Source organism: Bordetella sp., assembly GCF_057362025.1.
This window is the reverse complement of the sequence record NZ_JBMQQZ010000038.1, coordinates 1-23281: the sequence shown is the minus strand read 5'-3', so window position 1 is coordinate 23281 and position 23281 is coordinate 1. Positions and strand designations below refer to the sequence as shown.

The window sequence follows — 23281 nt, the reverse complement described above, 5'->3', positions numbered from 1 at the left end:
GACCATCGTGAGCTTGGTCTCGTTGAAAAGGGACGCATTGTTCCGGCCCTGAAGACCGTGCCCGGGCACGGCTCCAGAGGAAAGCCACGGGTCTCCCGAACACAGCGTCCGGCCCGCAGACCCTTACTAATACGTTGATATGGCAAAGGATTTCTTCCTGCCACCCGGGGGCGTCGTGTCTTATTACAACAAACCTAGGGTTTGCCCTAGGTTTTTGTTGCGTTGCACTACGGGTTTTCCCTATAATGGTTTTCACCAAGCAAGCAGTACCCGATACGCAAGGAGACCGACATGACCAACATCGCCCTGAACCAGAATCTTCGTCTTACCGACGCCCTCGAACGCGACATCCTGGAGAACACCTTGAACACGCAACCCGCCGCCCACCCCGTCAATGCCGTCAAGCGCGCCGTCCGCGCCGTTGCCCACGGCGTCGGCGCCTTCTTCAACTTCATCGAAGAAGTGCAAGACACGATGAGCCGCGCCCAGCAGCAATCGGGCCGTTTCAGCGGTACGCAGTGGTAAGAAACCCGCCGGCACAGACGCCACGCACGGTTGGCTGAGCAGACCTTGTCTCGCTCGCAAGCCGTATGGAAAAGGTGCCTTTGCGCCGGTGGAATTCGCGTCCGAGTTGCCGATTGCCGTGCCACAGGCCGGCCGCGACCCGTCGATGCGACCCGCGCGATAGGCGCCACAGTGTCCGACAAGGCCATCATGCCTGTCGTCCGCGGTGGGCGTATCAGTAGCCGTAGAAGCAGTGGCAATAGCAAGTAGTAGTGCGTAGTGAACGCGGCGGTGTCTTGTAGAGCAACATCGAGTCGTGGAACGGCACCCCGCGGTTGTTTAGCGATAAGTAGCAGTAGCGCAGTTGAAGTTGTTGCAGCAGTGGTAGTTGTCGTGGCTGCAGTAGTCGTTGTTGCAGTGCCGTAGCAATAGCAGCCGTTGTCGCAGTAGCAGTAGCAGTTGTCGTAGCAGCACCAGCAGTTGTCGTAGCAGCAGTGTCGCAGTAGCAGCATCAGCAGTTCGTCGTTGCCATTGACGTAGCCGTACCCGCAGTGTCTGTAGTCGTAGTTGACGTAGCAGTACCAGCAGTCGTAGCAGCAGTTGCCATGGCAGCGGCCGCATTCCGGTCCGCGGCGGTGGCGCAGCCTTACGGTAATGACCGGTGTCGCGCCGCAGCAGTGATGTGCGTCGCGCGACCCGGCCATTACCGGGCTTGCCGGTTCCCCGCGCCCCTCCGCGAAGAACCGGCAGCCCTGGGCGCGGCGTGTCCGCGCGCCGGCGACCCTCTCCCTCTTCACCCCTCCAGCCGACCCGCCTCTTCCCCTCCTGGGGAGCGGACGGCTCGACGGCGGCATTGGCAGTCCGCCTTTCCTCACCTCCTCCCCCGCAAACCGTTGTCTTCTCGCTAACGCGCATTGACAGGGTTTCCACCGTCTCACCATAATCGGCCGCTTCGGCGATACGTCTGATAACGAGTTGGTTACGGTTGCGTCCCTGGCCGCTCCTCGCCGGGCGGCGACCGGAGCGCCGCGGGGCCGCCAGCCGAAGCGGCTGCGGTTATCGCGCGCCACTTCCCCGGAGTACATCCATGCTGTTTCCCCGCCATGCCCTGGCCCTGCTGTGCGCCAGCGTCGGTATTGCCGCGGCCGTCCCGGCCCAGGCCCAGACCTTGAAGATCGCGCTATCGGCCGAGCCGACTTCCGCGGACCCGCACTATCACAAGATGTCGGCGAACGATGCCTTTGCGGCACACGTCTACAGCTCGCTGATAGGACGCGACGCGAATATGAATCTGGTACCGGCGCTTGCCACATCCTGGAAGAACCTGGATGACCTGACCTGGGAATTCAAGCTGCGCCACGACGTGACCTTCTCCAACGGCAAGCCGTTCACGTCCCAGGACGTGCTGTTCACGATCTGCCGCACGCTGAACAACGAGACGAATATTTCCAGGTCGTATGCCACGCTGACGCAGATGTTCGCCGATGTGCAGACGCCGGACGACTACACGGTCATCATCAAGACGCGCCAGCCGCTGCCCGTGATGCCGGCGGAGATTGCCCGCTCGCTGCCCATCATCTGGAATGGCATCGTGCCGCACGGCAAGCTGACGTTCGCGCCCAAGGAAGGCTGCGGCGTGACGGGCCCCTGGCCCACCGTGGTCGACTTCAACAATGGCAAGGACGCGATCGGCACCGGCCCCTACCTCCTGAAGTCCTACGTGAAGGGCACGGGCATCGAACTGGTGCGCAACGAGCATTACTGGGGCCCCAAACCGTACTGGAAAGAAGTCAAGATGGTGCCCGTGCCCAATGCCGGGCCGCGCATGACCGGGCTGCTCTCGGGCGATTTCGACCTGATCGAAAACCCGGCGGCGCGCGACATCCCCCGCTTGAAGGAAAATCCCAAATTCGCCTATGTGGCCACGCCGTCGACCCGCCTGGTGTTCTTCCAGCCCGATGTGGGCCGCGATCCCAGCCCGCAGGTAAAGGCGCCCAACGGCAAGAATCCGCTCCAGGATCTGCGCGTGCGCAAGGCCATCAATATGGCGATCGACCGCAAGGCGATCACGCAACGCATCATGGACGGCATGGCGACCCCCGCCTATCAATACATGCCGGACGGCATGTTCGGCGGCCTGGCCCATGCGCCGGAGATCAAATACGACCCCGCCGGGGCGAAGAAGCTGCTGGCCGAGGCCGGCTATCCCGATGGCTTCGAGCTGACGCTGTCCTCGCCCAACGACCGCTATATCAATGACGGCCAGGTCGCGCAGGCGGTCGCGCAGTACCTGTCGCGCATCGGCATCAAGACCAATGTCGACGCGATGACCGCGTCGATCTACTTCCCCAAGCGGGCCAAGAGGGAATTCAGCTTTTCGATGGGCGGATGGCCGTCGGAAGTCGGCGAGGCGTCGGCGCTGTTCCAATTGTGGGTAACGTCGCTGGACGCGGCGAAGTCCCTGGGGACCAGCAACTACGGCGGCTATTCCAATCCGGCATTCGACAAGGTCTACCGGGAAGCCGCGGTCACCGTGGACGCCGATAAGCGGCGCAAGCTGCTGGAGGAATCGACGAAGATCGCGCTGGCCGATGTGCCGCTGATCCCGCTGCACTTCGAGAGCACGCTGTGGGCTTACCGCAAGGGCATCGTCTACGAAGGCCGCCGCGACCAGTTCACGCTGGCCATGTCGGCGAAACCGGCCGGCAAATAAACCGCGGCCGCGATCGCCGAAACGCCCGGGTTTACCGGGCGTTTTTCGTTCCGGTACCGGAACGGCGCCGACGAGGATATGCTGACCGGGCCCGGATTCGCGGCGCGCGCTTCACACGACTACGGCGCTGCCTTCACGGTCACCGAGCCGGACACGCGCAGCGCCTTTTCCCGGGCGGCATCCACGTCACCGGCGGTCGCCAACGCCACGCCCATGCGGCGCTTGACGAAGGATTCGGGTTTGCCGAACAGGCGGATATCTGTGCCTGGTTCGGCCAGCGCCGCGGCCACGCCGTCGAAGGTCACGGCCTTGGCCTCTACACCGCCATAAATCACGCTGCTGGCGCCGGATTGCCGCATGCCGACATCCACCGGCAAGCCCAGCAGCGCGCGGGCATGCAATTCGAATTCGTTCTGTATCTGCGTGATCATCGTCACCATACCGGTGTCATGGGGACGCGGGCTGACTTCGGAGAACCAGACCTGGTCGCCAGCGACGAACAGTTCGACCCCGAATAGGCCCAGGCCGCCCAGGTTGCCGGTTACCGCCAGGGCGATGGCGCGGGCGCGCTCGAGCGCCAGCGGCGACATGGGATGCGGCTGCCAGCTTTCGACATAGTCCCCATCGACCTGCTTATGGCCGATAGGCGCGCAGAAAGCGGTCTCGATCTCGCCCGAAGCGCCGCGGGCGCGTACGGTAAGCAGGGTGATTTCGTAGTCGAAACGGATGAAGCCTTCCACGATGGCGCGTCCGGCGCCGGTGCGGCCGCCTTCCTGGGCATAACGCCAGGCGGCGGCGACGTCGTCCGGGCCTTTGATGACCGATTGCCCCTTGCCGGACGAGGACATGACGGGCTTGATCACGCAGGGGTAGCCGATGCCGCCGTCGATGGCGTCGCGCAACTGCGCCTCGGTATCGACGAATTTGTAGGGCGATGTGGGCAGGCCCAGGGTTTCCGCCGCCAGGCGGCGTATGCCTTCCCGGTTCATGGTGAGCTGGGCCGCGCGCGCCGTGGGCGTGACGCGGACGGTGCCCGCGGCTTCCAGCTCCACCAGCAGGTCCGTGGCGATGGCCTCGATTTCCGGCACGATGACATGGGGCTGCTCGCGTTCGATGACCGCGCGCAGCGCGTCGCGGTCGGTCATGGAGACCACTTGCGCGCGATGGGCCACCTGTTGGCCCGGGGCGTCGGCGTAGCGGTCCACGGCAATGACCTCTACCCCCAGGCGTTGCAAGGCGATGACGACTTCCTTGCCGAGCTCTCCGGCGCCCAGCAGCATGACGCGGGTGGCGGCGGAAGACAGCGGCGTGCCGAATCGGGGTGCGGGAATCGAGGACATGGGAAAACCTGCGTGTGGAGAACGGGCCGGGCCCGCGGCATGGGAGCCCGCCAGCATGCCATAGGGTCCGTGCCCGGGCAACCCGGCCGGGCAGCCCTGGCCCCCAGGAAGGCAGCCACCCCTTCCGTGCCGCGCCGGGTGTGATGGAACCAACCGCCTCCGCCTCGGGCAAGTTGCCGCTCTGCGATTAAAATCGCTCCATGAATGCCCTTCCCGCTACTTCTCCGGACGCGGCGCTGGCCTCGGCCCGGCGCACGCTGCGCATCGAGGCGCAAGCCCTGCACGAACTGGAAGCCCGTCTGGACGACAGTTTCGCCCACGCCGTGGACATGCTGCTGAATTGCCGTGGCCGCGTGGTGGTCAGCGGTATCGGCAAAACGGGCCATATCGCGCGCAAGGTCGCCGCGACGCTGGCATCCACCGGGACGCCGTCGTTCTTCCTGCATGCGGCCGAAGCCGTGCATGGCGACCTCGGCATGCTCACCGCCGACGACGTGCTGATCGCCATTTCCTATTCCGGCTCGGGCAGCGAACTTCTCACCATCCTGCCGGCCGCGCGGCGCCTGGGCACGCGCGTGGTGGCCATGACGGGCAACCCGGCTTCCGAACTGGCCCGGCAGGCCGATATCCACCTGGACGTCAGTGTCACGCAGGAAGCCTGCCCCATGAACCTGGCGCCGACCGCCAGCACGACGGCGGCGCTGGCGCTGGGCGATGCTTTGGCTGTCTCCTGCCTGGAAGCGCGCGGCTTCGGGCCGGAGGACTTCGCGCGCTCGCATCCCGGCGGCACGCTGGGCCGGCGCCTGCTGACCCATGTGCGGGACGTCATGCGGCAAGGCGACGCCCTGCCCATGGTGCCTTCGGACGCTTCCCTGTCCCGCGCCCTGGAGGAAATATCCCGCAAGCGCATGGGCATGACGGTCATCGTGGATGAGCGACGGCATCCGCTGGGCATCTTCACCGATGGCGACCTGCGCCGCCTCATTGAACGCCACGGCGACGTGCGCGGTCTGAAGATCACGGACGGCATGACGGTGTCGCCGCATACGGTGCCCCCCGATGCCCTGGCGGTGGTCGCCGCCCAACAGATGGATGAATTGCGCGTCAGCCAGATGCTCGTCCTGGATCCCGACGGCGTGCTGATCGGCGCCCTACACATGCACGACCTGATGGCGGCAAAGGTGGTATGAACATGATTGCAACGGCGCATTCGGCGATACATCCCGCGGAAGCCCTGATACTGGCGCGACTGCAGCCCGCCGTGAAAGAGCGCGCGGCCGCCGTGCGCCTGATGGTGTTCGACGTGGACGGCGTGCTCACCGACGGCAGCCTGTACTACGGCGAGCATGGGGAACTCTTCAAGCGATTCAATGCCCTGGATGGCCATGGCCTGCGCCTGCTGGCCGAAGGCGGGATCGCGGTCGCGCTCATCACCGGCCGATCCGGCCCCATCGTGGACCGGCGCGCCGCGGAGCTGGGCATCGCCGAAGTCATGCAGGGCGTGCGCGACAAGGGCGGCGCCCTTGCGGCACTGGCGCAGCGCAGCGGCGTGACGCTGGAGCAGACCGGCTACATGGGCGACGACATCATCGACCTGCCGGCCATGCAGCGAGCCGGCTTCGCCGCCTCCGTACCCAACGCCCCGGCCTACGTGGCGCAGGGGGCGCACTGGGTGGCCACCCAGCCCGGCGGCAGCGGCGCGGTGCGCGAATGCTGCGACGTGCTGCTGGCGTGCCAGGGCCGGCTCGGCGCGCTGCTGGCCTCTCCGGGGCTGCTCGGTCCGGGCGCGATCCAGTAACCCCGGCCTGTCCTCCACTCCCGCCATCGCACACCACGCCCCGGCACAACACCGGACCGCACCGCACAGAATGACCTACCGTATCGCATGAAAGAACGCTTCCCCTCGCTGATCGCGCTGTTTCTGCTCCTCGCCCTGGTTCTCGGGACGTGGTGGGCGGCCGACTATACCCAGCGGGCCGTGCCGACCGATCCGCCACGGCGCCTGACGCACGAAATGGACGCGTGGTCGCGCAACTTCGTCATGGTGCGCACCGGCCAGGACGGCAAGCCCATCAACCGCATGGAAGGCGATTACGGCGAACACTACCCGGACGACGATTCCTACGTGGTGACCGACCCGCGCGCCGTCGGTTTGCGCCCCAACACGCCCATCACCGTGGCGACGTCCGAGACGGCCACGATGTATGAAGGCGGCAAACGCATCGTGATGGACAAGAACGCGCACATGCATCGCCAGCCGGATGCGGACACTCCGCCGCTGGACGTGCGCAGCGAGCAGTTGGTGATCCTGCCCGACGATGACACGATCAGCACCACATTGCCCGCGCTGGTGACGCGCGGCCAGTCGCGCATGAACGGGACGGGAATGAAGTACAACAACAAGACCCGCCAATTGGAAGTATTCTCGTCCACCAACGTGGAAATCGCGCCCGCGGACACGCAGCATACGAATTCCAAGGACAAGCCCAAGGACCAATCCAAGCCCGCGGATGGCTCGCCCGCGCCGCGGACCGATACACGACCGCCCGCCCGGACGCCCGCCGCGTCCGCGCAGGCGCCCGCCCACGCATCCGTAAAAAAACAATGATGATTGCACTCCCCAAACGCCCGCCGTCTGTCTGGCTGACCGGCGTCATCCTTGCCATGGCCGCCGCCAGCGCGCAGGCGCAAGGCGCAGCGGCCACGCCCGTGGCGCCCGCCACGTCGCCGGCGCCCGCCGTGTCGGGACAGTCTCCCGCCAAGAAAAGCCCTGGCACCAATGGGACGAAGGCCTCCGGCAAGGACGGCGCACAAACGCCCGAGCAGGAACCGAATACGGTGATCCTGTCGGAAACCCTGCACTACGATGATGTCAAGAAGACCAGCGTGTTCACCGGCAACGTCATCATGACGCGCGGCCTGATGACCCTGCATTCCGACGAACTCCAGATGCGCGAGGATGCCCAGGGCAACCAGTACGGCACGGCGCTGGCCAGCCCGGGCAAGATGGTGACCGTGCGCCAGGAACGTCCGGAAAACTTCGAGGTGATCGAAGGGGTGGGACGCCGCGCCGAATACGACGGCACCAAGAGTACCTTCGACCTGATCGGCCAGGCCGTTGTGACACGGTTCATCTGCGGCAAGCCCTTCGACACCATCCGTGGCGACCGCGTCCGCTATAACGACAAGGCAGGCACCTACGAAGCCATAGGCGGCCCCGAATCCTCGGCGCCAGCCGGCCGCGTCCGTTCCGTCATGGAACCGCGCGCGCGCACCGACGCGGCCATCGCGGAATGCCGGGCGCAGCAAGGCAAGCCCGCCGCGGGCAAAGCCGCCCCCGGCAAGTCTGCCGTCAAGCCCTGATGTCTCCCCGCCGCCGCGCCAGCGCGGCCGGCGCGCCACCGGCATCGCCGGTATCCCGTTTATCCGACTGCAGCCACACTCAATGATCACGCAAGCCACTCCCGAAGCCCAGACGCCGGCCACGTCCCGTCCCAGCAGCCTGCGGGCGGTAGGCCTGCGCAAGACCTACCACGGGCGCACCGTCGTACAGGACGTATCGCTTTCCGTGGACAGCGGCGAAGTCGTCGGCCTGCTCGGGCCGAACGGCGCGGGCAAGACGACCAGCTTCTACATGATCGTGGGGCTGGTGCCGGCCGAGGCCGGCCGTATCGAGATCGACGAACAGAACATCACCGGCCTGCCCATACACAAGCGCGCCCGTCTTGGTCTTTCCTACCTGCCGCAGGATGCCTCCGTATTCCGCCGGCTGACCGTGGAACAGAATATCCGTGCCGTCCTCGAACTGCAGCAGGACGAGCGCGGACGGCAGATCTCCGCGCAGGCCATCAATGAAAACCTCAAACTGCTGCTCGACGAACTGCAGATCGGCCATATCCGCGGCAATACGGCGATTTCCCTGTCCGGCGGTGAGCGCCGCCGTGTGGAAATCGCGCGCGCCCTGGCCACCAGCCCGCGCTTCATCCTGCTGGACGAACCGTTCGCCGGTGTCGATCCGATTGCCGTGATCGAAATCCAGCGCATCGTGCGCTTCCTGAAAAGCCGCGGCATCGGGGTATTGATTACCGACCACAACGTGCGCGAAACGCTGGGCATCTGCGACCGCGCCTACATCATCAGCGAAGGCAAGGTATTGACGGACGGCCATCCGGAAGACATCGTCGGGGACCCGGCCGTACGGCGCGTCTATTTGGGTGAACACTTCAAAATGTAACGGTCGACGCGTTTCAACGGGCGGGCCGCGGACTTCTTTCAGGGACGGATTGAATTGCCCGCTGGAGTCTTTACACTAGGATTACAGGGCGCCGCATCTCACTCAGCCGTAGGGCGGTGGGCGGAGCTCTGAAAGTATCGGTTCCTTCGTTTTTTACAAGGAGATACACAGCGGGAAATCTCTGCTCTTACGCGCAAACGAACCTTTTCTTGGCAGAAGGAGATTGCACTATGAATCTAAGCATCTGCGGTCGTCATCTCGACGTCACCCCGGCGATCCGGGAGTATGTAGTGAACAAATTGGCGCGAGCTCTGCGGCATTTCGATCACATCATCGATGTGCAGGTCATGCTCTCGGTGGAACCGTTGCGACATACCGCCGAGGTCACCATGAGATTGCGAGGCAAGGACATCCATTGCGAAGCACAGGATGAAAACCTCTACGCCGCCATTGACCTGCTCGCCGATAAAATCGACCGTCAGGTTATCAGACACAAGGATAAGGTACAGAGCCACGCCACCGAGTCCGTGAAGCGACTACCCGCAGCGGCCTGATGCCGCACCGCGCCTCACGAACGCTCGTTGACGAGCGATAAGTTCGCGCCATACGCGCAACGCAGGTCCCAAGCGCCGATGTCCCGCAGATCCCACGTTTTCGGGGCATCGGTCATGCTGAACCTCCCCCGGCCCAGCTTGCGGCCCTGACGCAGCAACCCCCGCCCCCGCATTTCCCACCTGCACCGAATCCCCATTTGCCGGAAGCGATCTCTCCGCACGAGGGAATAAAGACGCCGCGCGCCGCCTTATCTGTTTTTTTGCGTTGCGGCATATGAACATATAATCCAATCATGAATCATCTGCCCCGCATCCTGCCTGCCGGGAATGTCGTGCTTGACCTGCTGGCCACCAGTAAGAAGCGGGCATTCGAACAGGCGGGCCTGCTTTTCGAAAACCATCACGGCCTGGCCCGTTCGACCGTATTCGACAGCCTCTTCGCCAGGGAGCGGCTGGGTTCCACCGGATTGGGCCAAGGCGTCGCCGTACCGCACGGCCGGGTCAAGTCCCTGAACGAGGCGGTGGCGGCGTTCTTCCGCCTGTCGCGGCCCGTGCCCTTCGACTCGCCGGACAATCAGCCGGTCAGCATGCTGCTGTTCCTGCTGGTGCCGGAGAACGCGACCCAGCAGCACCTGGATATACTCGCCGAGCTCGCGCAATTGATGTCCAACAAACCCCTACGCGAAGCCCTGGCCACGGAAACCGATCCGATGGCGGTGCATCGCATGTTGACGACCGGCACACTCTGATCTTCCCATCGCCATGCTTACCGTCCAGGAACTGGTCGACGACAACGCCGACAAAATCCCCTTCAATTGGATCGCGGGACAAGGCGCGGCGGACCGGATCGTGCCGGACGACGGCATGGCCGCGGCCGACCTGGTCGGCCACTTGAACCTGATCCACCCCTCGCGCATCCAGGTGTTCGGACAGGAAGAGCTGGCCTACTACACCCGTTTCGACCTGCGGCGTCGCATGCACCACATGGACGAACTGCTGATCGGCGGCGTGCCGGCGATCCTGCTTGCCGATGGCCTGACGGCACCTCAGGACCTCATCGACCAATGCGACCAGCACCAGGTGCCGTTGCTGAGCACGCCGGTACCCGCCGCGCAATTGATCGATCTGCTGCGCATTTACCTGGGCAAGAAGCTGGCACCGACCACGACGGTGCACGGCGTTTTCCTGGACGTGCTGGGGCTGGGTGTGCTGATCACCGGCGAATCGGGCCTGGGCAAGAGCGAGCTGGCGCTGGAATTGATCTCGCGCGGGCACGGGCTGGTCGCGGACGACGCGGTCGAGCTCTCGCGCACGGCGCCGAACATGATCGAAGGCCACTGCCCTTCGCTGCTGCAGAACCTGTTGGAGGTGCGCGGCCTGGGCCTACTGGACATCCGCACCATCTTCGGCGAGACATCCGTGCGCCGCAAGATGCGCCTGAAGCTGATCGTGCACCTGGTGCGCGCGACGGCCCAGGACAAATTCGAACGGCTACCGCTGCAGGACATCACGCAGGACATGCTGGGCTTGCCCATCCGCAAGGTGATGCTGCAGGTGGCCGCCGGCCGCAACCTGGCCGTGCTGGTGGAAGCCGCGGTGCGCAACACTATCCTGAAGCTGCGCGGCATCGACACGCTGGGCGAATTCATGGAACGCCAGGCCATGGCGATCCTGCAGAACAGCAAGTAAACCCCGGGCGCGTCGGCGCCTATCCGCCCATCGCCCGGGCCTGCTTGACCTGCAACGAGGTCACGCCGCCCGCGGCATTGCCCCAGCTGTTACGCACATAGGTCACCACGGCCGCGACGTCATCGTCGCCCAGTACCTGGCCGAACGGCGGCATGCCGTGCGGACGCGGATTGCCCGCCGTGGCCGGCGCGAAACCGCCTTCGAGCACCATATGGATGACATTGCCCGGATAGGGCGCGGTGACGCTGATATTGCCCGCCAGCGCCGGCCAGTCCCTGCCTTTGCCCTGGCCGTCGGCGGCATGGCATTCCACGCAATGCTGCTTATACACGGCCGCGCCGCGCCGCATGCCGCCCGCCTCGCGCACGGTCGCCGCGGCGGGCGCCGGACCGGCGGGCAGCGACTTCAGATACCCCGCGATCGCGCGCGCGTCGGCATCGGTCAGGTATTGCGTACTGCCCGCGACGACTTCGCCCATCGGGCCGGCGGCAGCGCCGTGCACGCCGGTGCCGGTTTTCAGCAAGGCTGCGACATCGTCTTGCGACCAGCGTCCCAGGCCGTTGCGCGGATCGCCATCCAATGCGGGTGCGTACCATCCCAGGCCTTCGATGATGCCACCCGCGAGGCCGGATCCGCCGGGCGTGGCGCCCAGCCCATTGCGCGGCGCATGGCAGGCAATGCAATGCCCCAGGCCATCGACCAGGTACCGGCCGCGCGCCAGCTCGCTATCGGCGCCGGCATCGGCGTGCACGCCGGGCTGGAAATACAGGCCCCGCCACAGGGCCAGCAAGGGCCGCCAGCCATAGGGGAAATCCAGGTCATGCGGCCTGCTGGGTCGGGCAACCGGCGCGACGGTGCGCAGATAGGCATAGAGCGCGTCGGCATCCGCGCGGCTGATGCGGGTGTATTCCGTGTAGGGAAAGGCGGGATACAGCAGTGCGCCCGATGGCGATTTGCCCTGGTGCAGGGCACGCCAGAAATCGTCGGCTGTCCAGGCGCCGATGCCGGTGGACGGGTCGGGGGTGATGTTGGGGCCGTAGAAGGTGCCGAAGGCCGTCGGGATGGCGGCGCCGCCAGCATACGGTTGGCCGCCCGGCACCGTGTGGCAAGCCATGCAATCGCCCACTTTGGCCAGGTAGGCGCCGTAGGCCACGCGCTGGGCGGGATCGGCGCCGGCCTGGACCGGGCCGGTGGACCGATCGTCACGATAGCCGCGCCACGCCAGCGCGGCCACGCCGGCGGCCAGGACCAGCAGCAGCGCGACGACGATGCGGACGGCGATCCGGCCGGCGTTTCTGCCGCGCGCCCCGCGCGGGGAGTCGTTTGAGGGGGAGGAGGACATGGGCAAGAGGCTATTGCTGCGTTTGGCTGCCACAGGCGGTGGGTAGCGTGATCGATGCCGCCGCGGCGGGCTCGTACGTGGGAGGCACGGGCTGCGAGGACAGCCATGCGGCGACCGCGGCGACATCCTCCGGATCCAGCTGGCGCGCCACATGGGCCATGCAGTCCGGTTCGGCCGCCCGCCGCGTCCCGCTGCGCCAGCTGCCGATCTGCGCCAGCAGGTAGTCGCGCGGCAAGCCGAGCAGCCCGGGGATGGCGGGCGCCAGGCCGCCCAGGCTCGCGCCGTGGCAGGCGACGCAGGCGGGCACGCCGCGCCCCGGTTCGCCCGCGGTGGTCAACAGGCGGCCGCGTTCGAGCATGGCCGCGCCGACATCGGCGCGCGAGGGCGGCGGATAGGCCACATGCTGGTCGGCGAAATACGCCGCGATCTCCCCCAGATAGCTGTCCGGCAGATTGCGCAGCAGATGCGCCATGGGGGCATACTGGCGGCGGCCGTCGCGAAAATTCTGCAGCTGGTGGTACAGGTAGTCGCGAGGCTTGCCGGCCAGGCGCGGGTAGTAGCCGTCCGGGCCGGCGCGGCCTTGTTCGCCGTGACAGGCCGTACAGGCCGCCACGCGAGCCCGCATGGTGCCCGGTTCGAGCGGCGCGTTGCCGGGGTCCTGCGCCTGCGCCACGGATGCGCCCACCAGGAACGCCGCCGCGCAGGCGGCGCGGCACAGCCTGAAGACTCCCATCGATCGCGCCTCTTTTTATATATAGGTATGCTGGATTAGGCCTGTTTTCGCGAAAACAGAACAGGGGCAGTCGCACAGTTTACGGGCATATCAGTTACGTACGCGCCCCGTCGGGCCGCGGCGATATGGCTTGTCGCAGGGGCGCGCGGGCACATCCGGCCGGCGCGCGAAGAAATCCGGCAACACAATTCATGCCACAATCATGGTCATGTTCAGCGTCGTCCTTATCACCGGCATATCCGGCTCCGGCAAATCGGTCGCCCTGCGGCTGCTGGAGGATTCCGGATATACCTGCGTCGATAACCTGCCGGTCCGTTTCCTGTCCGACTTTATCGCCAGCGCGCGCGATGACGCCATGGCGCGCGTGGCCGTGGCCATCGATGTGCGCTCGCCGGGCGAGCTTGCCGAGCTGCCCGCCGCCATCGCCACGCTGCGCGCGGTGGGCACCCGCATCCGGGTGGTATTCCTGGATGCCGACACCAATACGCTGGTCCAGCGCTATTCCGAATCGCGCCGGCGCCATCCGCTGACCGATCGCCTGCAGCGCGGCGGCAAGCCGGCTTCGCTGCTCGATTGCATACGCGTGGAGCGCGAGATGCTGGCGCCGCTGCGCGAGCAGGAACATGTGATCGACACGTCCGAGCTCACGCCGGGGCAGTTGCGCGCGTGGATCCGCGACCTGGTGCAGGCCGACCGCCAGGCGGTCGTGCTGACCTTCGAGTCGTTCGCCTTCAAGCGGGGCGTGCCGCGCGACGCCGACCTGGTGTTCGACGTGCGCTGCCTGCCCAACCCTTACTACGATCCGGTATTGCGTCCACTGACCGGGCGGGATGCTCCGGTGGCCGCCTACCTGGCCAGCTTCGACACCGTACGCCAGCTGATCGACGATATCTCGGTCTTCATCCGCAAGTGGCTGCCGCGCTATATGGAAGACACGCGCAGCTATCTGACGGTGGCCATCGGCTGCACCGGCGGGCAGCATCGCTCCGTCTATGTCGTCGAACAATTGGCGCAGCGCTTCGCCGATCACCAACCTCTGCTGGTCCGACACCGCACCCAACTCCCCGAAGAACACGCATGAGTTTCCGGCACTTGCGCAATCTATTCGTCATCGCTTTGCTGGCCGCGGTGGTGGCGGGTTGTTCCAGTACCGGGGGGCGCAAGCGGGGGGGCTACTACCAGGACGACGGCCCGGACGCCCATCCGCCCAGCAACCTGGACGCCGTGCCGGACGCCGTGCCGCGCATCGAGCCGCTGGCCAGCGGCGCCAATCGGCCTTATGTGGTCTTCGGCAAACGCTATGTACCGATGACGGGCGACCAGCCATACACGCAACGTGGCATCGCGTCGTGGTATGGCAAGAAATTCCACGGCAACTCGACATCGATCGGCGAACGCTACGACATGTATGCGATGACGGCCGCGCATCCGACGCTGCCGATTCCCAGCTATGCGCGCGTGACCAGCGCCATCAATGGCAAGACCATCATCGTCCGGGTCAACGACCGCGGCCCCTTCCACGACAACCGCATCATGGACCTTTCGTATGTCGCGGCCTATAAGCTCGGCATCATCGGCCCGGGCAGCGGGGAAGTCACGGTGCAGCGGATCCTGCCTGACGAAGTGCGGCGCATGGTCGCTGAACGCGAAAGAAACGGCGGCGGAAACGCCGACGCTGCCACGGCGTCGACGGTGTCCACGCCCGTGCCGGTGACGCTGTCGGCCGGCGAAACCCCCAGCGCGATGCCACTGGCGCCGACCGCGGGCGCGGCGTCCGGCGGCGCCGCGCTTAATGCGCTGCCGGCCGGACGCGGCGACGTGGCCGGCGGTCCGACGCCCCTGCCACCGGTATCCGTGGCGGCGGCACCCGTCGTTGCCGCGCCGGCCACGGCCCAGGCACCGGTCGCCGCAGGTTCCGTCTATCTGCAACTGGGGGCGTTCAGCCAATCGGCCAATGCGCAAACGCTGGCCGCGCGGGTGAACGGGCCTTTGACCGCGGCTGGGTTGCCGCCCGCCACGGTGGAACAGGCCGGCCAGTTGTATCGCGTCCGTGTCGGCCCTTATGCCGACCGCAATGCGGCGATGTCGGCGGTACAGACGGTCACCAGCAGCACGGGCATACTGCCCACCATCGCAACGCGCTAAACGGAAGCCGTAGGCCGATCAGGGCGTAAGCCCGAGGACGGGAGCTGAAGTCGGAAGCTCAAGCCGGAACACGCGAACGTAGTGTCCGGAGGCCGGACCCGGCCGCGTCTACCAGAGACTACCCTGCGCTGGGTTTCGGTCCAGCTTTTTCGCGGCCGGCAATGCGGCGGCATAAGTGTGCCCCTCCAGCGCCAGCAGGGCCTGTTTGCGGATCAGGCCGCCGCCGAATCCGGTCAGCGCGCTGTTGCCGCCGACGATGCGGTGGCACGGGATGAAAATGGAAATCGGATTGCGCCCGACGGCCTGCGCCACCGCCCGCACCGCGGCAGCCTGCGCGCAACGGGTGGACAGGGCGCCATAGCTTTCCAGGCCGCCGAACGGGATATCGCGCAGCGCATCCCAGACCCGCCGCTGGAAAGGCGTACCGCGCGGGGCCATCGCCAGCGAAAATTCGCGCCGCTGCCCGGCGAAATATTCCGCCAGTTCCGCGGCAGCCTGGTCCAGGATGGCGTCCACTGCCGCGGCGCCATGCAAGCCGGCGACGGCCGGCGCGTGCGATCCATTTCGCCCAGCCGGCGCTGGCGTGCTCCCCGCAGCGTCCGCCCGCGGCGGCATGGGCGGGCAGCCCTCCTGGCCGACAAACCACGCGCCCGCCAGCGCGCCGCCTTCCGCCTCCAGGCGCATGGGCCCGAGCGGCGTCTCGACGATGCGCAGCCGCGACGGCGTGGCGGGCGCGCTCATGATGGCTTGCGCGCCAGCGCCCGGGCGTAAAGAACATCGCGCGGCAAGCCGCTGACGCGCGCCGCGACCCGGGCGGCATCGCGCACCGACACCGATTCCAGCAAGGCGTCGAGCAAGGCATCGGTGGCGGCGTCCACGCCCTCGTCGGCGGCCTCCGCCGGCGCGGCATGCGCGATCAGCACGAACTCGCCCTGGCCGCGATGCGGCTGTGCGCCCAGCCACTGCCCGGCCTCTTCCAGCGGCATGGTGGCGACTTCCTCGAAACGCTTGGTCAGTTCGCGCGCGACGGTGACCTCGCGCCGCGGACCGAGCGTCTCGCGCATGTCGGCGAGCGTGGCGGCCAGGCGATGCGGCGATTCGAACATCACCACCGGGGCCGGCAGGGCGCACCATTGCGCCAGCCAGCGCTGGCGCGCCGCCGATTTGGCGGGCGGGAAACCGGCGAAGACGTAGGCGGGGTTCTCGTCGGAGGTCACGCCGCTGGCCATGAGGGCGGCGATGACGGCGCTGGGGCCCGGCACCGGCACGACGGCGTGCCCGGCCTGCCGGACCGCGCGTACGATGCGCGCGCCCGGGTCGCTGACCGCCGGGGCGCCGGCGTCGGACACCAGGGCCACGCGCTGGCCCTGCGCCAGCCTGGCGCAGATCGCCTGCGCCGCGGCCGCCTCGTTGTGGCGGTGCGCCGCCATCAAGGGGGTACCGATGCCCCAGGCGTCCATCAGGGTGCGGCTTTCGCGGGTGTCCTCGGCGGCGATGACATCCGCGCGGTTCAGGGCTTCCCAGGCGCGCAGGCTAAGGTCCCCCAGGTTGCCGATGGGCGTGGCCACGACATACAGGGTGGCGGGGGGCCATTGCTGCGCGGCGACGCGTTCGGCGATCCGGCGCCAGGACTCGCCGCCGGCCGGCGATGCGACGTTTTCGTTCATTGCGGAAAAAACAGGAAGCAGACCGTGCCAGTGTAGTGGCTTATCCGCCCTCCGACGCGCCATGCCCGACGATCCATCCGCCCTGCTGTTCGAGACCTCCCGCCGCGCCCAGGCCGCGCGCCTGCGCCGGCGGCGGCGCGCGCCACGGCCGCCGCCGGCCGCGGGCGACCCGCCCCGGGTCTCTCCCAGGCAAAGGGTGGGAAGCGACTACGAAGACCGTGCGCTGGCGCTGCTGGTGCGTGCCGGCCTGCGTCCGCTGGCGCGCAACCTGCGCTGCCGGGCGGGGGAAATCGACCTGGCGCTGCGGGATGGCGACATGCTTGTCCTGGTGGAAGTGCGCGCGCGCGGCGATGGCCGCTACGGCGGCGCCGCCGCCAGCGTCGGATGGAGCAAGCAGGCGCGCCTGATCCGGGCGGCCTGCTGGGCGTTGCCATGGCTGACGGCGCGCCACTGGCGCGGACGGCAACCCCGGGTGCGTTTCGACGTAGTCGCCTTCGAGGGCGATACACCGCTTTGGCTGCGCCACGCCTTCGATGTGCCCGTGAGATAATCCGCGGCATGATTGATATGACGACTCGCATGGTGTCGCACTTCAATAATGCGATCGCCACCCTCCAGGCCAGCCGCGGCGCGCTGGCCGATACGCTCAGCGTGGCCGTGGACGTGCTTTTCGGCGCGCTGGCCAACAACGCCAAGATCCTCGCCTGCGGCAACGGCGGCTCGGCCGCGGACGCCCAGCATTTCGTCGCCGAACTGGTCGGCCGGTTCGAACGCGAACGGTTGCCGTTGGCGGCGCTTACGCTGAACACCGACACCTCCATCCTGACAGCGGTGGGCAACGATTACGGCTTCGATGAAGTGTACGAACGCCAGGTCAACGCCCTCGGCCAGCCCGGCGACGTGCTGATGGCCATTTCCACCAGCGGCAACTCGCCGAATGTGGTGCGTGCCGTCCAGGCCGCGCAACAGCGCGAAATGCACGTTATCGCGCTGACCGGCAAGGGCGGCGGCGTAATCGGGGAACTCATGACCGCGCATGACGTCCATTTGTGCGTGCCGTCCGACCGGACCATGCGCATCCAGGAAGCACACATCGTGCTGCTGCATGCCTTGTGCGATGGTATCGATGCCTTACTGCTGGGAGACACTGAATGACATTCAAGAGCCGATTCAACGCCATTCCCCTGGCCGCCGCGCTCGCCGCGTCGGTCGTGACGCTGTCGGCCTGCGCCCCGGTCGTGGTGGGCGGCGCCGCCGCCGGCGCGGCGGTCGTCGTGACGGACCGCCGCACCTCCGGCACCCAGCTGGACGACCAGAACATCAGCTTCAAGGTCGAGCACGCGATTTCGCAGAAACTGGGCGATGCCGCCCACGTCAGCGCCAATACCTATGAGAGCGTCGTGCTGCTGACGGGCGAAGTGCCCAACGAAGCCGCCAAGGCGGAAGCGACATCCCTGGCGCAGGGCGTCGAAAAGGTCAAGAAAGTGGTCAACCAGTTGACCATCGGCCCGGCCTCCAGCTTCAGCGTGCGGTCCAACGACACCTGGCTCAGCTCCAAGGTCCGCAGCGAACTGCTCAATACCAAATTCGTGCCATCCGGCTCCATTTCCGTCACCACGGACAAGAGCGTGGTCTATCTTCAGGGGAAAGTAACCCAGGCCGAAGGAGAATATGCGGCGAATGCCGCGGCGGGCGTCAGCGGGGTGGCCAAGGTGGTTAAACTGTTCGACATCATCAGCCGCGAGGAAGCCGTGCGGCTGTCGGGCAGTACCGCGGGGTCGAACGCCGCGCCGGCAAATGCCGCGCCGCAGCGGGCGCCCATAGAAACGGGCGGCAGCGCCTCGGATGCGCCCGCGGGCGGCGGTGGCGCGCAGGCGATGCCGATCAAGTAGCCCGCAATGGTAAAGCGTTGGAGCAAGGCGTGATGCGTTCCGCGACGGAACGCGAAGGGACGGTGCCGAAATGAAGAAGCTCGTTGTCGCAGTCATGGTCGCGGTGGTCGCGGGTATCGCCGGCTGGTTCGTCTGGCGTCCCGTGCAGGCCGCGCCGGATGTCACCTTTGCCTCGATCGACGGCAGGAAAGTCTCGCTGCAGGATCTGCGCGGCAAGGTGGTGCTGGTCAAGTTCTGGGCCACCGACTGCGTGACCTGCGTCAAACAGATGCCCGACACCATCGCCGACTACAACCGCTATTCCGCTCAGGGCTTCCAGACGGTGGCGGTGGCCATGCAGTACGACCCGCCCAACTACGTCCTGAACTACGCCCAGACCCGCAAGCTTCCTTTTACGGTGGCGCTGGACACGCAGGGCAAGGCGGCCCAGGCTTTCGGCGACGTCCGCCTGACTCCCACCGCTTTCCTGATCGACAGGCAGGGCAGGATCATCAAGCGCTACCTGGGCGAATACGATCCCAAGGAATTCCACGCGCAGATCGAAAAAGCGCTGGCCGCGGGCTGAGCCGCGCCACCCCCACCGCCCCGCCGCCGCGCGGGGCAGGTTATATAAGAACCGCCGCTCCCGCACATGGCAGACCCGACCGCATCGCCTATCCCGCTCGACATCGCCGGCAGCCCGGCCGGACGGGTTTTCGTATTCCGCGGCAGCGAACTGCTGGTGCGAGACGACCTGTCGCTGCCGGGCGAAGAGGTGCACAGCCATGAATGGGCCGTGAAGGTCGAATGGCAGGCCGTCGGCCACCATCTGGGACACGCCTGTATCAGCGCGGCGCTGGCGCGCGACGCGGCGCCGCCGCCGGGATACATCTTCAAGCGGCTGCGCGAGATGTTCCCCCTGCTGGGCGAAGAGGCCTCGGCGGTGGCGGGCCGCGCCTTCCAGATCGCGGAATGGGCGCGCACGCACCGCTATTGCGGCCACTGCGGCACGCCCACCGTCCGCGTGTCGCACGAATTCTGCATGAGATGCCCGAACTGCGGCCTGTCGGCGTATCCGCGCATTTCCCCCGCGATGATGGTGTTGATCCGCAAGGGCGACAGCATCCTGCTGGCGCGTAACGCCAACTTCGTGGCCGGCCGCTACAGTGCCCTGGCCGGCTTCGTCGAAGCCGGCGAATCGCTGGAAGCCACCGTGCACCGCGAAGTCGAGGAAGAAGTCGGCCTGCGCGTGCGCGACCTGAAATACTTCAAGAGCCAGTCCTGGCCCTTTCCGCATTCCCTGATGCTGGCTTTCACCGCGGAATACGACGGCGGCGACATCCGGGTGGACGGCCAGGAAATCGTCGATGCCCAGTGGTATGGGCCGGGCGATCGCCTGCCCGATATCCCGCCGCTGGATTCCATCGCGGGCTCGCTGATCCGGGCCCATCTGCCCCCAGGCGCGATACCTTATAAGCGCTAGAAATATATAAAACGAAATATCTTCGTTTGAGTTACTAGGCTGCCCCGGCATGATGCGTGCGCCGTTCGCGTCGAACGGTCCATCGTTTTCCGTGGAGCCGTACCTTGATCAAGCGCCTGCTCGCAACGTCGATCGCCGCCACCCTGCTGCTGGGGCCGGGCGCCGCATCGGCCCAGCAAACCCTGCTGAATTCCTCGTATGACATTGCCCGTGAGCTGTTTACGGCGATCAATCCCAAGTTCATCGCCCACTGGAAGCAAACGACCGGCGAGACCGTGACGGTGGAACAGTCCTTCGGCGGCACCTCGCGCCAGGCACAGGCGATCCTGCAGGGCCTGAAGGCGGACACGGTGACGTTCAACCAGGTGCCCGACGTGGACATCCTGGCCAAGCGGGGGCTGGTCGCAAAGGACTGGCAGAAGAAGTTCCCGGGCAACAGCTCGCCCTACTACAGCACCATCGCCTTCCTGGTGCGCAAGGGCAACCCCAAGCACATCAAGACCTGGGATGACCTGGTGCGCGACGACGTCAAGGTCGTCTTCCCCAATCCCAAGACGTCCGGCAACGCGCGCTATACCTATCTGGCGGCCTGGCTGTACGCGCAGCAGAAATTCAATGGCGACCAGGCCAAGACCCGCGCCTTCGTCGGCAAGCTGCTGCACAACGTGGAGAGCTTCCCGACCGGCGGCCGCGGCGCCACGGTGGCCTTCGCGCAGAACAACCAGGGCGATGCCGTGCTGACCTTCGAGTCCGAAGTGCGCAACATCGCCGCCAGCGATGAATTCAAGCCCTTGGGACTGGAAGTGGTGGTGCCCCCGGTCAGCGTGCTGGCGGAGTTCCCGGTGGCCGTGGTCGACAAGGTGGTGGACGCCAAGGGCACGCGCAAGCTGGCCGAGGCCTATCTGCAGTACCAGTATTCGCCCGAGATCCAGAATCTGCTGGCCAGCTTCAACTATCGCGTGCGCGACCCCGAGGTGGTCAAGGCCAACGCCAGCCGGTTTCCCAAGGTGGAACTGCTGGATCCGCAGACGCTGGGCACCTGGGACCAGATCCAGGACACCCACTTCAAGAGCGGTGGCATCCTGGACCAGCTGCTCGCCGGCAAGCCCTGAGCGCGACGAGTTGACGTAGACTGCCGCCTTTGCGCGCGGCGGGCCGGTTTCCACTGACAGGTATGGCGAGCTTCTTCAAACAACACCCCACCCTGCCCGGTTTCGGACTGAGCTTCGGCGTCAGCAGCCTGTTCATCTCGCTGGTGATCCTGTTCCCCATCGCCGCGCTGCTGGCGTATGCCAGCGACATGAGCGCCTCGCAGTACTGGCAGGCCATCACGGATCCCCGCGTGCTGGCGAGCTACCGCGTCACGCTGCTGGGCGCGCTGCTGTCGACCATCGTCGTGGTGCTGTTCGGTTTGCTCCTGGCCTGGATACTTGTCCGCTACCGCTTTCCGGGCCGCCTGTTCCTGGATTCCCTGGTCGACCTGCCCTTCGCGCTGCCCACCGCGGTGGCCGGGCTGACCCTGTCGGTGCTGCTGGGACCGAACGGCTGGGTGGGCCAGTGGTTCGACGCGGCCGGCATCAAGATCTCGTATGCCTTTCCGGGGCTGGTGTCGGCGATGATCTTCACCAGCCTGCCCTTCGTGGTGCGCTCCGTGCAGCCGGTGCTGGAAGAGATCGGCCCGGAATACGAAGAAGCGGCGCATACGCTGGGCGCGAACGACAGGCAGACGCTGTGGCGCGTGCTGCTGCCGGCCCTGACGCCGGCGCTGTTCACCGGCGCCTCGCAGGCCTTCATCCGCAGCCTGGGCGAGTTCGGCGCGGTGGTGATGATCGCGGGCAACATCCCGTTCAAGACCGAGATCACGTCGCTGATGATTTTCGTGCGCGTGTCCGAATTCGATTATCCGGCCGCTTCGGCCATCGCGACGGTCGTACTGGCCGCTTCGCTCATGCTGCTGTTCGGCCTGCATGTCCTGCAAGGCCGCCTGCTGCCGTGGCAGCGGCCGGGACGCTAGCATGCGCGGCAGGTGCGGCCATCCAAACGTGTCTATAGGCTGGGAATGCGCAAACGACCCAAGAACTGGCGCCAGTGGGCGCTGATCGCCATCGGCATCGCCGGCGCTTTCCTTCTGCTGGTATTGCCGCTGGCCCTGATCTTCCAGCAGGCCCTGTCGGCCGGCTGGCACGCGCTGGTGGACAACCTGCGCGACGAGGAAATGCGCCATGCGATCTGGCTGACGCTGCTGGCGGCCGTGCTGACCGTACCGATCAACGTGGTGTTCGGCATCCTGCTGGCCTGGTGCGTCACCCGCTACGACTTCCGCGGCAAGCAGGTCCTGACCACGCTGGTCGATATCCCGTATGCCACATCGCCCGTGGTGGCGGGGCTGTGCTACCTGGTGGTCTACGGCATGGAAAGCACGGTGGGCGGCTGGCTGGGCCAGCACGACATACAGCTGATGTTCGCCTGGCCGGGCATCGTGATGGTGACGATATTCGTGACCTCGCCTTTCGTGGCGCGCATTCTGATCCCGCTGATGCAGGCCCAGGGCTCGGACGAGGAATACGCCGCGCTGACGCTGGGCGCGAGCGGCTGGCAGATTTTCCGGCGCATTACGCTGCCCAACATCAAATGGGCCCTGCTGTACGGCACCATTATTACCAATGCCCGCGCGGTGGGCGAATTCGGCGCGGTTTCCGTGGTATCCGGCGCCATCCGCGGCAAGACCGTGACCCTGCCCCTGCTGATCGAACAACTGAACGACGACTACAAGACGGTGGCCGCGTTTACGGCAGCGGGCTTGCTCGCCTGCCTGGCGCTGCTGACCATGGTCGTGAAGACCGCCATGGAGTGGGGACAGCGCGTCACGGTGCGCGGGCCGGCGCATTGAGAACAAGGCCATGCGGAACACCGCCCGGCGCCACGAAGCGCAGCGCCATCGAGCGGTTGCGCGCCGGTTCCCGGCCCACGATCGCGCGGTGACGGCGCGGCATCGATGCCCGGGGA

General features: G+C 66.5%; 24 protein-coding genes and 1 pseudogene. 20 read left to right on the top strand and 5 right to left on the bottom strand.

What is annotated here, in order from left to right:
• Positions 1–291: 291 nt before the first annotated feature.
• Positions 292–525, top strand: coding sequence for a hypothetical protein (locus ACO1P8_RS08705; RefSeq protein ID WP_486295489.1), 234 nt, complete (start codon positions 292–294; stop codon positions 523–525).
• A gap of 1066 nt (positions 526–1591) precedes the next feature.
• Entirely contained in the window at positions 1592–3217 is a 1626-nt protein-coding gene (locus tag ACO1P8_RS08700; RefSeq protein WP_486295488.1) for an ABC transporter substrate-binding protein, read from the top strand.
• 119 nt (positions 3218–3336) lie between these two features.
• On the opposite strand, the gene purT is transcribed toward ACO1P8_RS08700, so the two are convergent.
• The gene (purT, locus tag ACO1P8_RS08695; RefSeq protein ID WP_486295487.1) at positions 3337–4557 is read right to left on the bottom strand and encodes a formate-dependent phosphoribosylglycinamide formyltransferase; all 1221 of its coding nucleotides are present in this window, start codon (positions 4555–4557) and stop codon (positions 3337–3339) included.
• Positions 4558–4757: 200 nt separating this feature from the next.
• Here purT and ACO1P8_RS08690 point away from each other — a divergent pair, with 200 nt between their 5' ends.
• The 8 genes and pseudogenes from ACO1P8_RS08690 (at position 4758) to hprK (ending at position 11034) form a co-directional block, all read left to right on the top strand.
• Positions 4758–5747, top strand: coding sequence for a KpsF/GutQ family sugar-phosphate isomerase (locus tag ACO1P8_RS08690; protein ID WP_486295486.1), 990 nt, complete (start codon positions 4758–4760; stop codon positions 5745–5747).
• Between the two features lie 2 nt (positions 5748–5749).
• Positions 5750–6355, top strand: coding sequence for a KdsC family phosphatase (locus ACO1P8_RS08685; RefSeq protein WP_486295495.1), 606 nt, complete (start codon positions 5750–5752; stop codon positions 6353–6355).
• A gap of 87 nt (positions 6356–6442) precedes the next feature.
• Positions 6443–7063: pseudogene (gene lptC / locus ACO1P8_RS08680) on the top strand (LPS export ABC transporter periplasmic protein LptC); the annotation flags it as partial.
• A 98-nt stretch (positions 7064–7161) separates the two neighbouring features.
• A complete protein-coding gene (gene lptA, locus ACO1P8_RS08675) occupies positions 7162–7920 on the top strand; it encodes a lipopolysaccharide transport periplasmic protein LptA (protein WP_486295485.1) in 759 nt (252 codons plus the stop codon).
• 82 nt (positions 7921–8002) lie between these two features.
• Complete coding sequence (gene lptB, locus ACO1P8_RS08670) at positions 8003–8791, top strand: LPS export ABC transporter ATP-binding protein (RefSeq protein WP_486295484.1); 789 nt, start codon at positions 8003–8005, stop codon at positions 8789–8791.
• Positions 8792–9021: 230 nt separating this feature from the next.
• The gene (hpf, locus tag ACO1P8_RS08665) at positions 9022–9345 is read left to right on the top strand and encodes a ribosome hibernation-promoting factor, HPF/YfiA family (RefSeq protein ID WP_094839668.1); all 324 of its coding nucleotides are present in this window, start codon (positions 9022–9024) and stop codon (positions 9343–9345) included.
• 293 nt (positions 9346–9638) lie between these two features.
• On the top strand, positions 9639–10094 hold the full coding sequence (locus ACO1P8_RS08660; protein WP_486295483.1) for a PTS sugar transporter subunit IIA: 456 nt from the start codon (positions 9639–9641) through the stop codon (positions 10092–10094).
• Between the two features lie 13 nt (positions 10095–10107).
• Complete coding sequence (gene hprK / locus ACO1P8_RS08655) at positions 10108–11034, top strand: HPr(Ser) kinase/phosphatase (protein WP_486295482.1); 927 nt, start codon at positions 10108–10110, stop codon at positions 11032–11034.
• Between the two features lie 19 nt (positions 11035–11053).
• Here hprK and ACO1P8_RS08650 read toward each other — a convergent pair whose 3' ends face one another.
• Together ACO1P8_RS08650 and ACO1P8_RS08645 are read right to left on the bottom strand one after the other, a co-directional pair.
• A complete protein-coding gene (locus ACO1P8_RS08650; RefSeq protein WP_486295481.1) occupies positions 11054–12376 on the bottom strand; it encodes a c-type cytochrome in 1323 nt (440 codons plus the stop codon).
• Positions 12377–12386: 10 nt separating this feature from the next.
• The gene (locus ACO1P8_RS08645) at positions 12387–13109 is read right to left on the bottom strand and encodes a c-type cytochrome (RefSeq protein WP_486295480.1); all 723 of its coding nucleotides are present in this window, start codon (positions 13107–13109) and stop codon (positions 12387–12389) included.
• Between the two features lie 208 nt (positions 13110–13317).
• Between ACO1P8_RS08645 and rapZ the strand changes: the two genes are divergently transcribed.
• Both rapZ and ACO1P8_RS08635 read left to right on the top strand, forming a co-directional pair.
• Positions 13318–14190, top strand: a complete 873-nt coding sequence (gene rapZ, locus ACO1P8_RS08640; RefSeq protein WP_094840563.1) for an RNase adapter RapZ — start codon at positions 13318–13320, stop codon at positions 14188–14190.
• A complete protein-coding gene (locus ACO1P8_RS08635) occupies positions 14187–15254 on the top strand; it encodes a septal ring lytic transglycosylase RlpA family protein (RefSeq protein ID WP_486295479.1) in 1068 nt (355 codons plus the stop codon). Before rapZ ends, ACO1P8_RS08635 begins: the two co-directional genes overlap by 4 nt.
• Positions 15255–15362: 108 nt before the next feature.
• Here ACO1P8_RS08635 and ACO1P8_RS08630 read toward each other — a convergent pair whose 3' ends face one another.
• Complete coding sequence (locus ACO1P8_RS08630; RefSeq protein ID WP_486295478.1) at positions 15363–15995, bottom strand: methylated-DNA--[protein]-cysteine S-methyltransferase; 633 nt, start codon at positions 15993–15995, stop codon at positions 15363–15365.
• Positions 15992–16921 carry a 16S rRNA (cytidine(1402)-2'-O)-methyltransferase gene (gene rsmI, locus ACO1P8_RS08625; RefSeq protein ID WP_486295477.1) on the bottom strand — a complete coding sequence of 310 codons (930 nt, stop codon included), beginning with the start codon at positions 16919–16921 and terminating at the stop codon, positions 15992–15994. Before rsmI ends, ACO1P8_RS08630 begins: the two co-directional genes overlap by 4 nt.
• Before the next feature lie 61 nt (positions 16922–16982).
• Here rsmI and ACO1P8_RS08620 point away from each other — a divergent pair, with 61 nt between their 5' ends.
• From ACO1P8_RS08620 to cysW, 8 genes are all read left to right on the top strand, one after another.
• The gene (locus ACO1P8_RS08620) at positions 16983–17471 is read left to right on the top strand and encodes a YraN family protein (RefSeq protein ID WP_486295476.1); all 489 of its coding nucleotides are present in this window, start codon (positions 16983–16985) and stop codon (positions 17469–17471) included.
• Positions 17472–17482: 11 nt separating this feature from the next.
• Positions 17483–18076 (top strand): phosphoheptose isomerase, encoded by a 594-nt coding sequence (locus ACO1P8_RS08615; RefSeq protein ID WP_486295494.1) that lies wholly within the window; start codon positions 17483–17485, stop codon positions 18074–18076.
• On the top strand, positions 18073–18813 hold the full coding sequence (locus ACO1P8_RS08610; RefSeq protein ID WP_486295475.1) for a BON domain-containing protein: 741 nt from the start codon (positions 18073–18075) through the stop codon (positions 18811–18813). The genes ACO1P8_RS08615 and ACO1P8_RS08610 overlap by 4 nt, the downstream gene beginning before the upstream one ends.
• Before the next feature lie 70 nt (positions 18814–18883).
• The gene (locus ACO1P8_RS08605) at positions 18884–19378 is read left to right on the top strand and encodes a peroxiredoxin family protein (protein WP_486295474.1); all 495 of its coding nucleotides are present in this window, start codon (positions 18884–18886) and stop codon (positions 19376–19378) included.
• Positions 19379–19444: 66 nt separating this feature from the next.
• Complete coding sequence (gene nudC / locus ACO1P8_RS08600; RefSeq protein ID WP_486295473.1) at positions 19445–20275, top strand: NAD(+) diphosphatase; 831 nt, start codon at positions 19445–19447, stop codon at positions 20273–20275.
• Between the two features lie 104 nt (positions 20276–20379).
• Positions 20380–21387 carry a thiosulfate ABC transporter substrate-binding protein CysP gene (gene cysP / locus ACO1P8_RS08595; RefSeq protein WP_486295472.1) on the top strand — a complete coding sequence of 336 codons (1008 nt, stop codon included), beginning with the start codon at positions 20380–20382 and terminating at the stop codon, positions 21385–21387.
• 62 nt (positions 21388–21449) lie between these two features.
• On the top strand, positions 21450–22289 hold the full coding sequence (cysT, locus tag ACO1P8_RS08590; RefSeq protein WP_486295471.1) for a sulfate ABC transporter permease subunit CysT: 840 nt from the start codon (positions 21450–21452) through the stop codon (positions 22287–22289).
• A gap of 45 nt (positions 22290–22334) precedes the next feature.
• A complete protein-coding gene (cysW, locus tag ACO1P8_RS08585) occupies positions 22335–23165 on the top strand; it encodes a sulfate ABC transporter permease subunit CysW (protein ID WP_486295470.1) in 831 nt (276 codons plus the stop codon).
• Positions 23166–23281 lie beyond the last annotated feature (116 nt).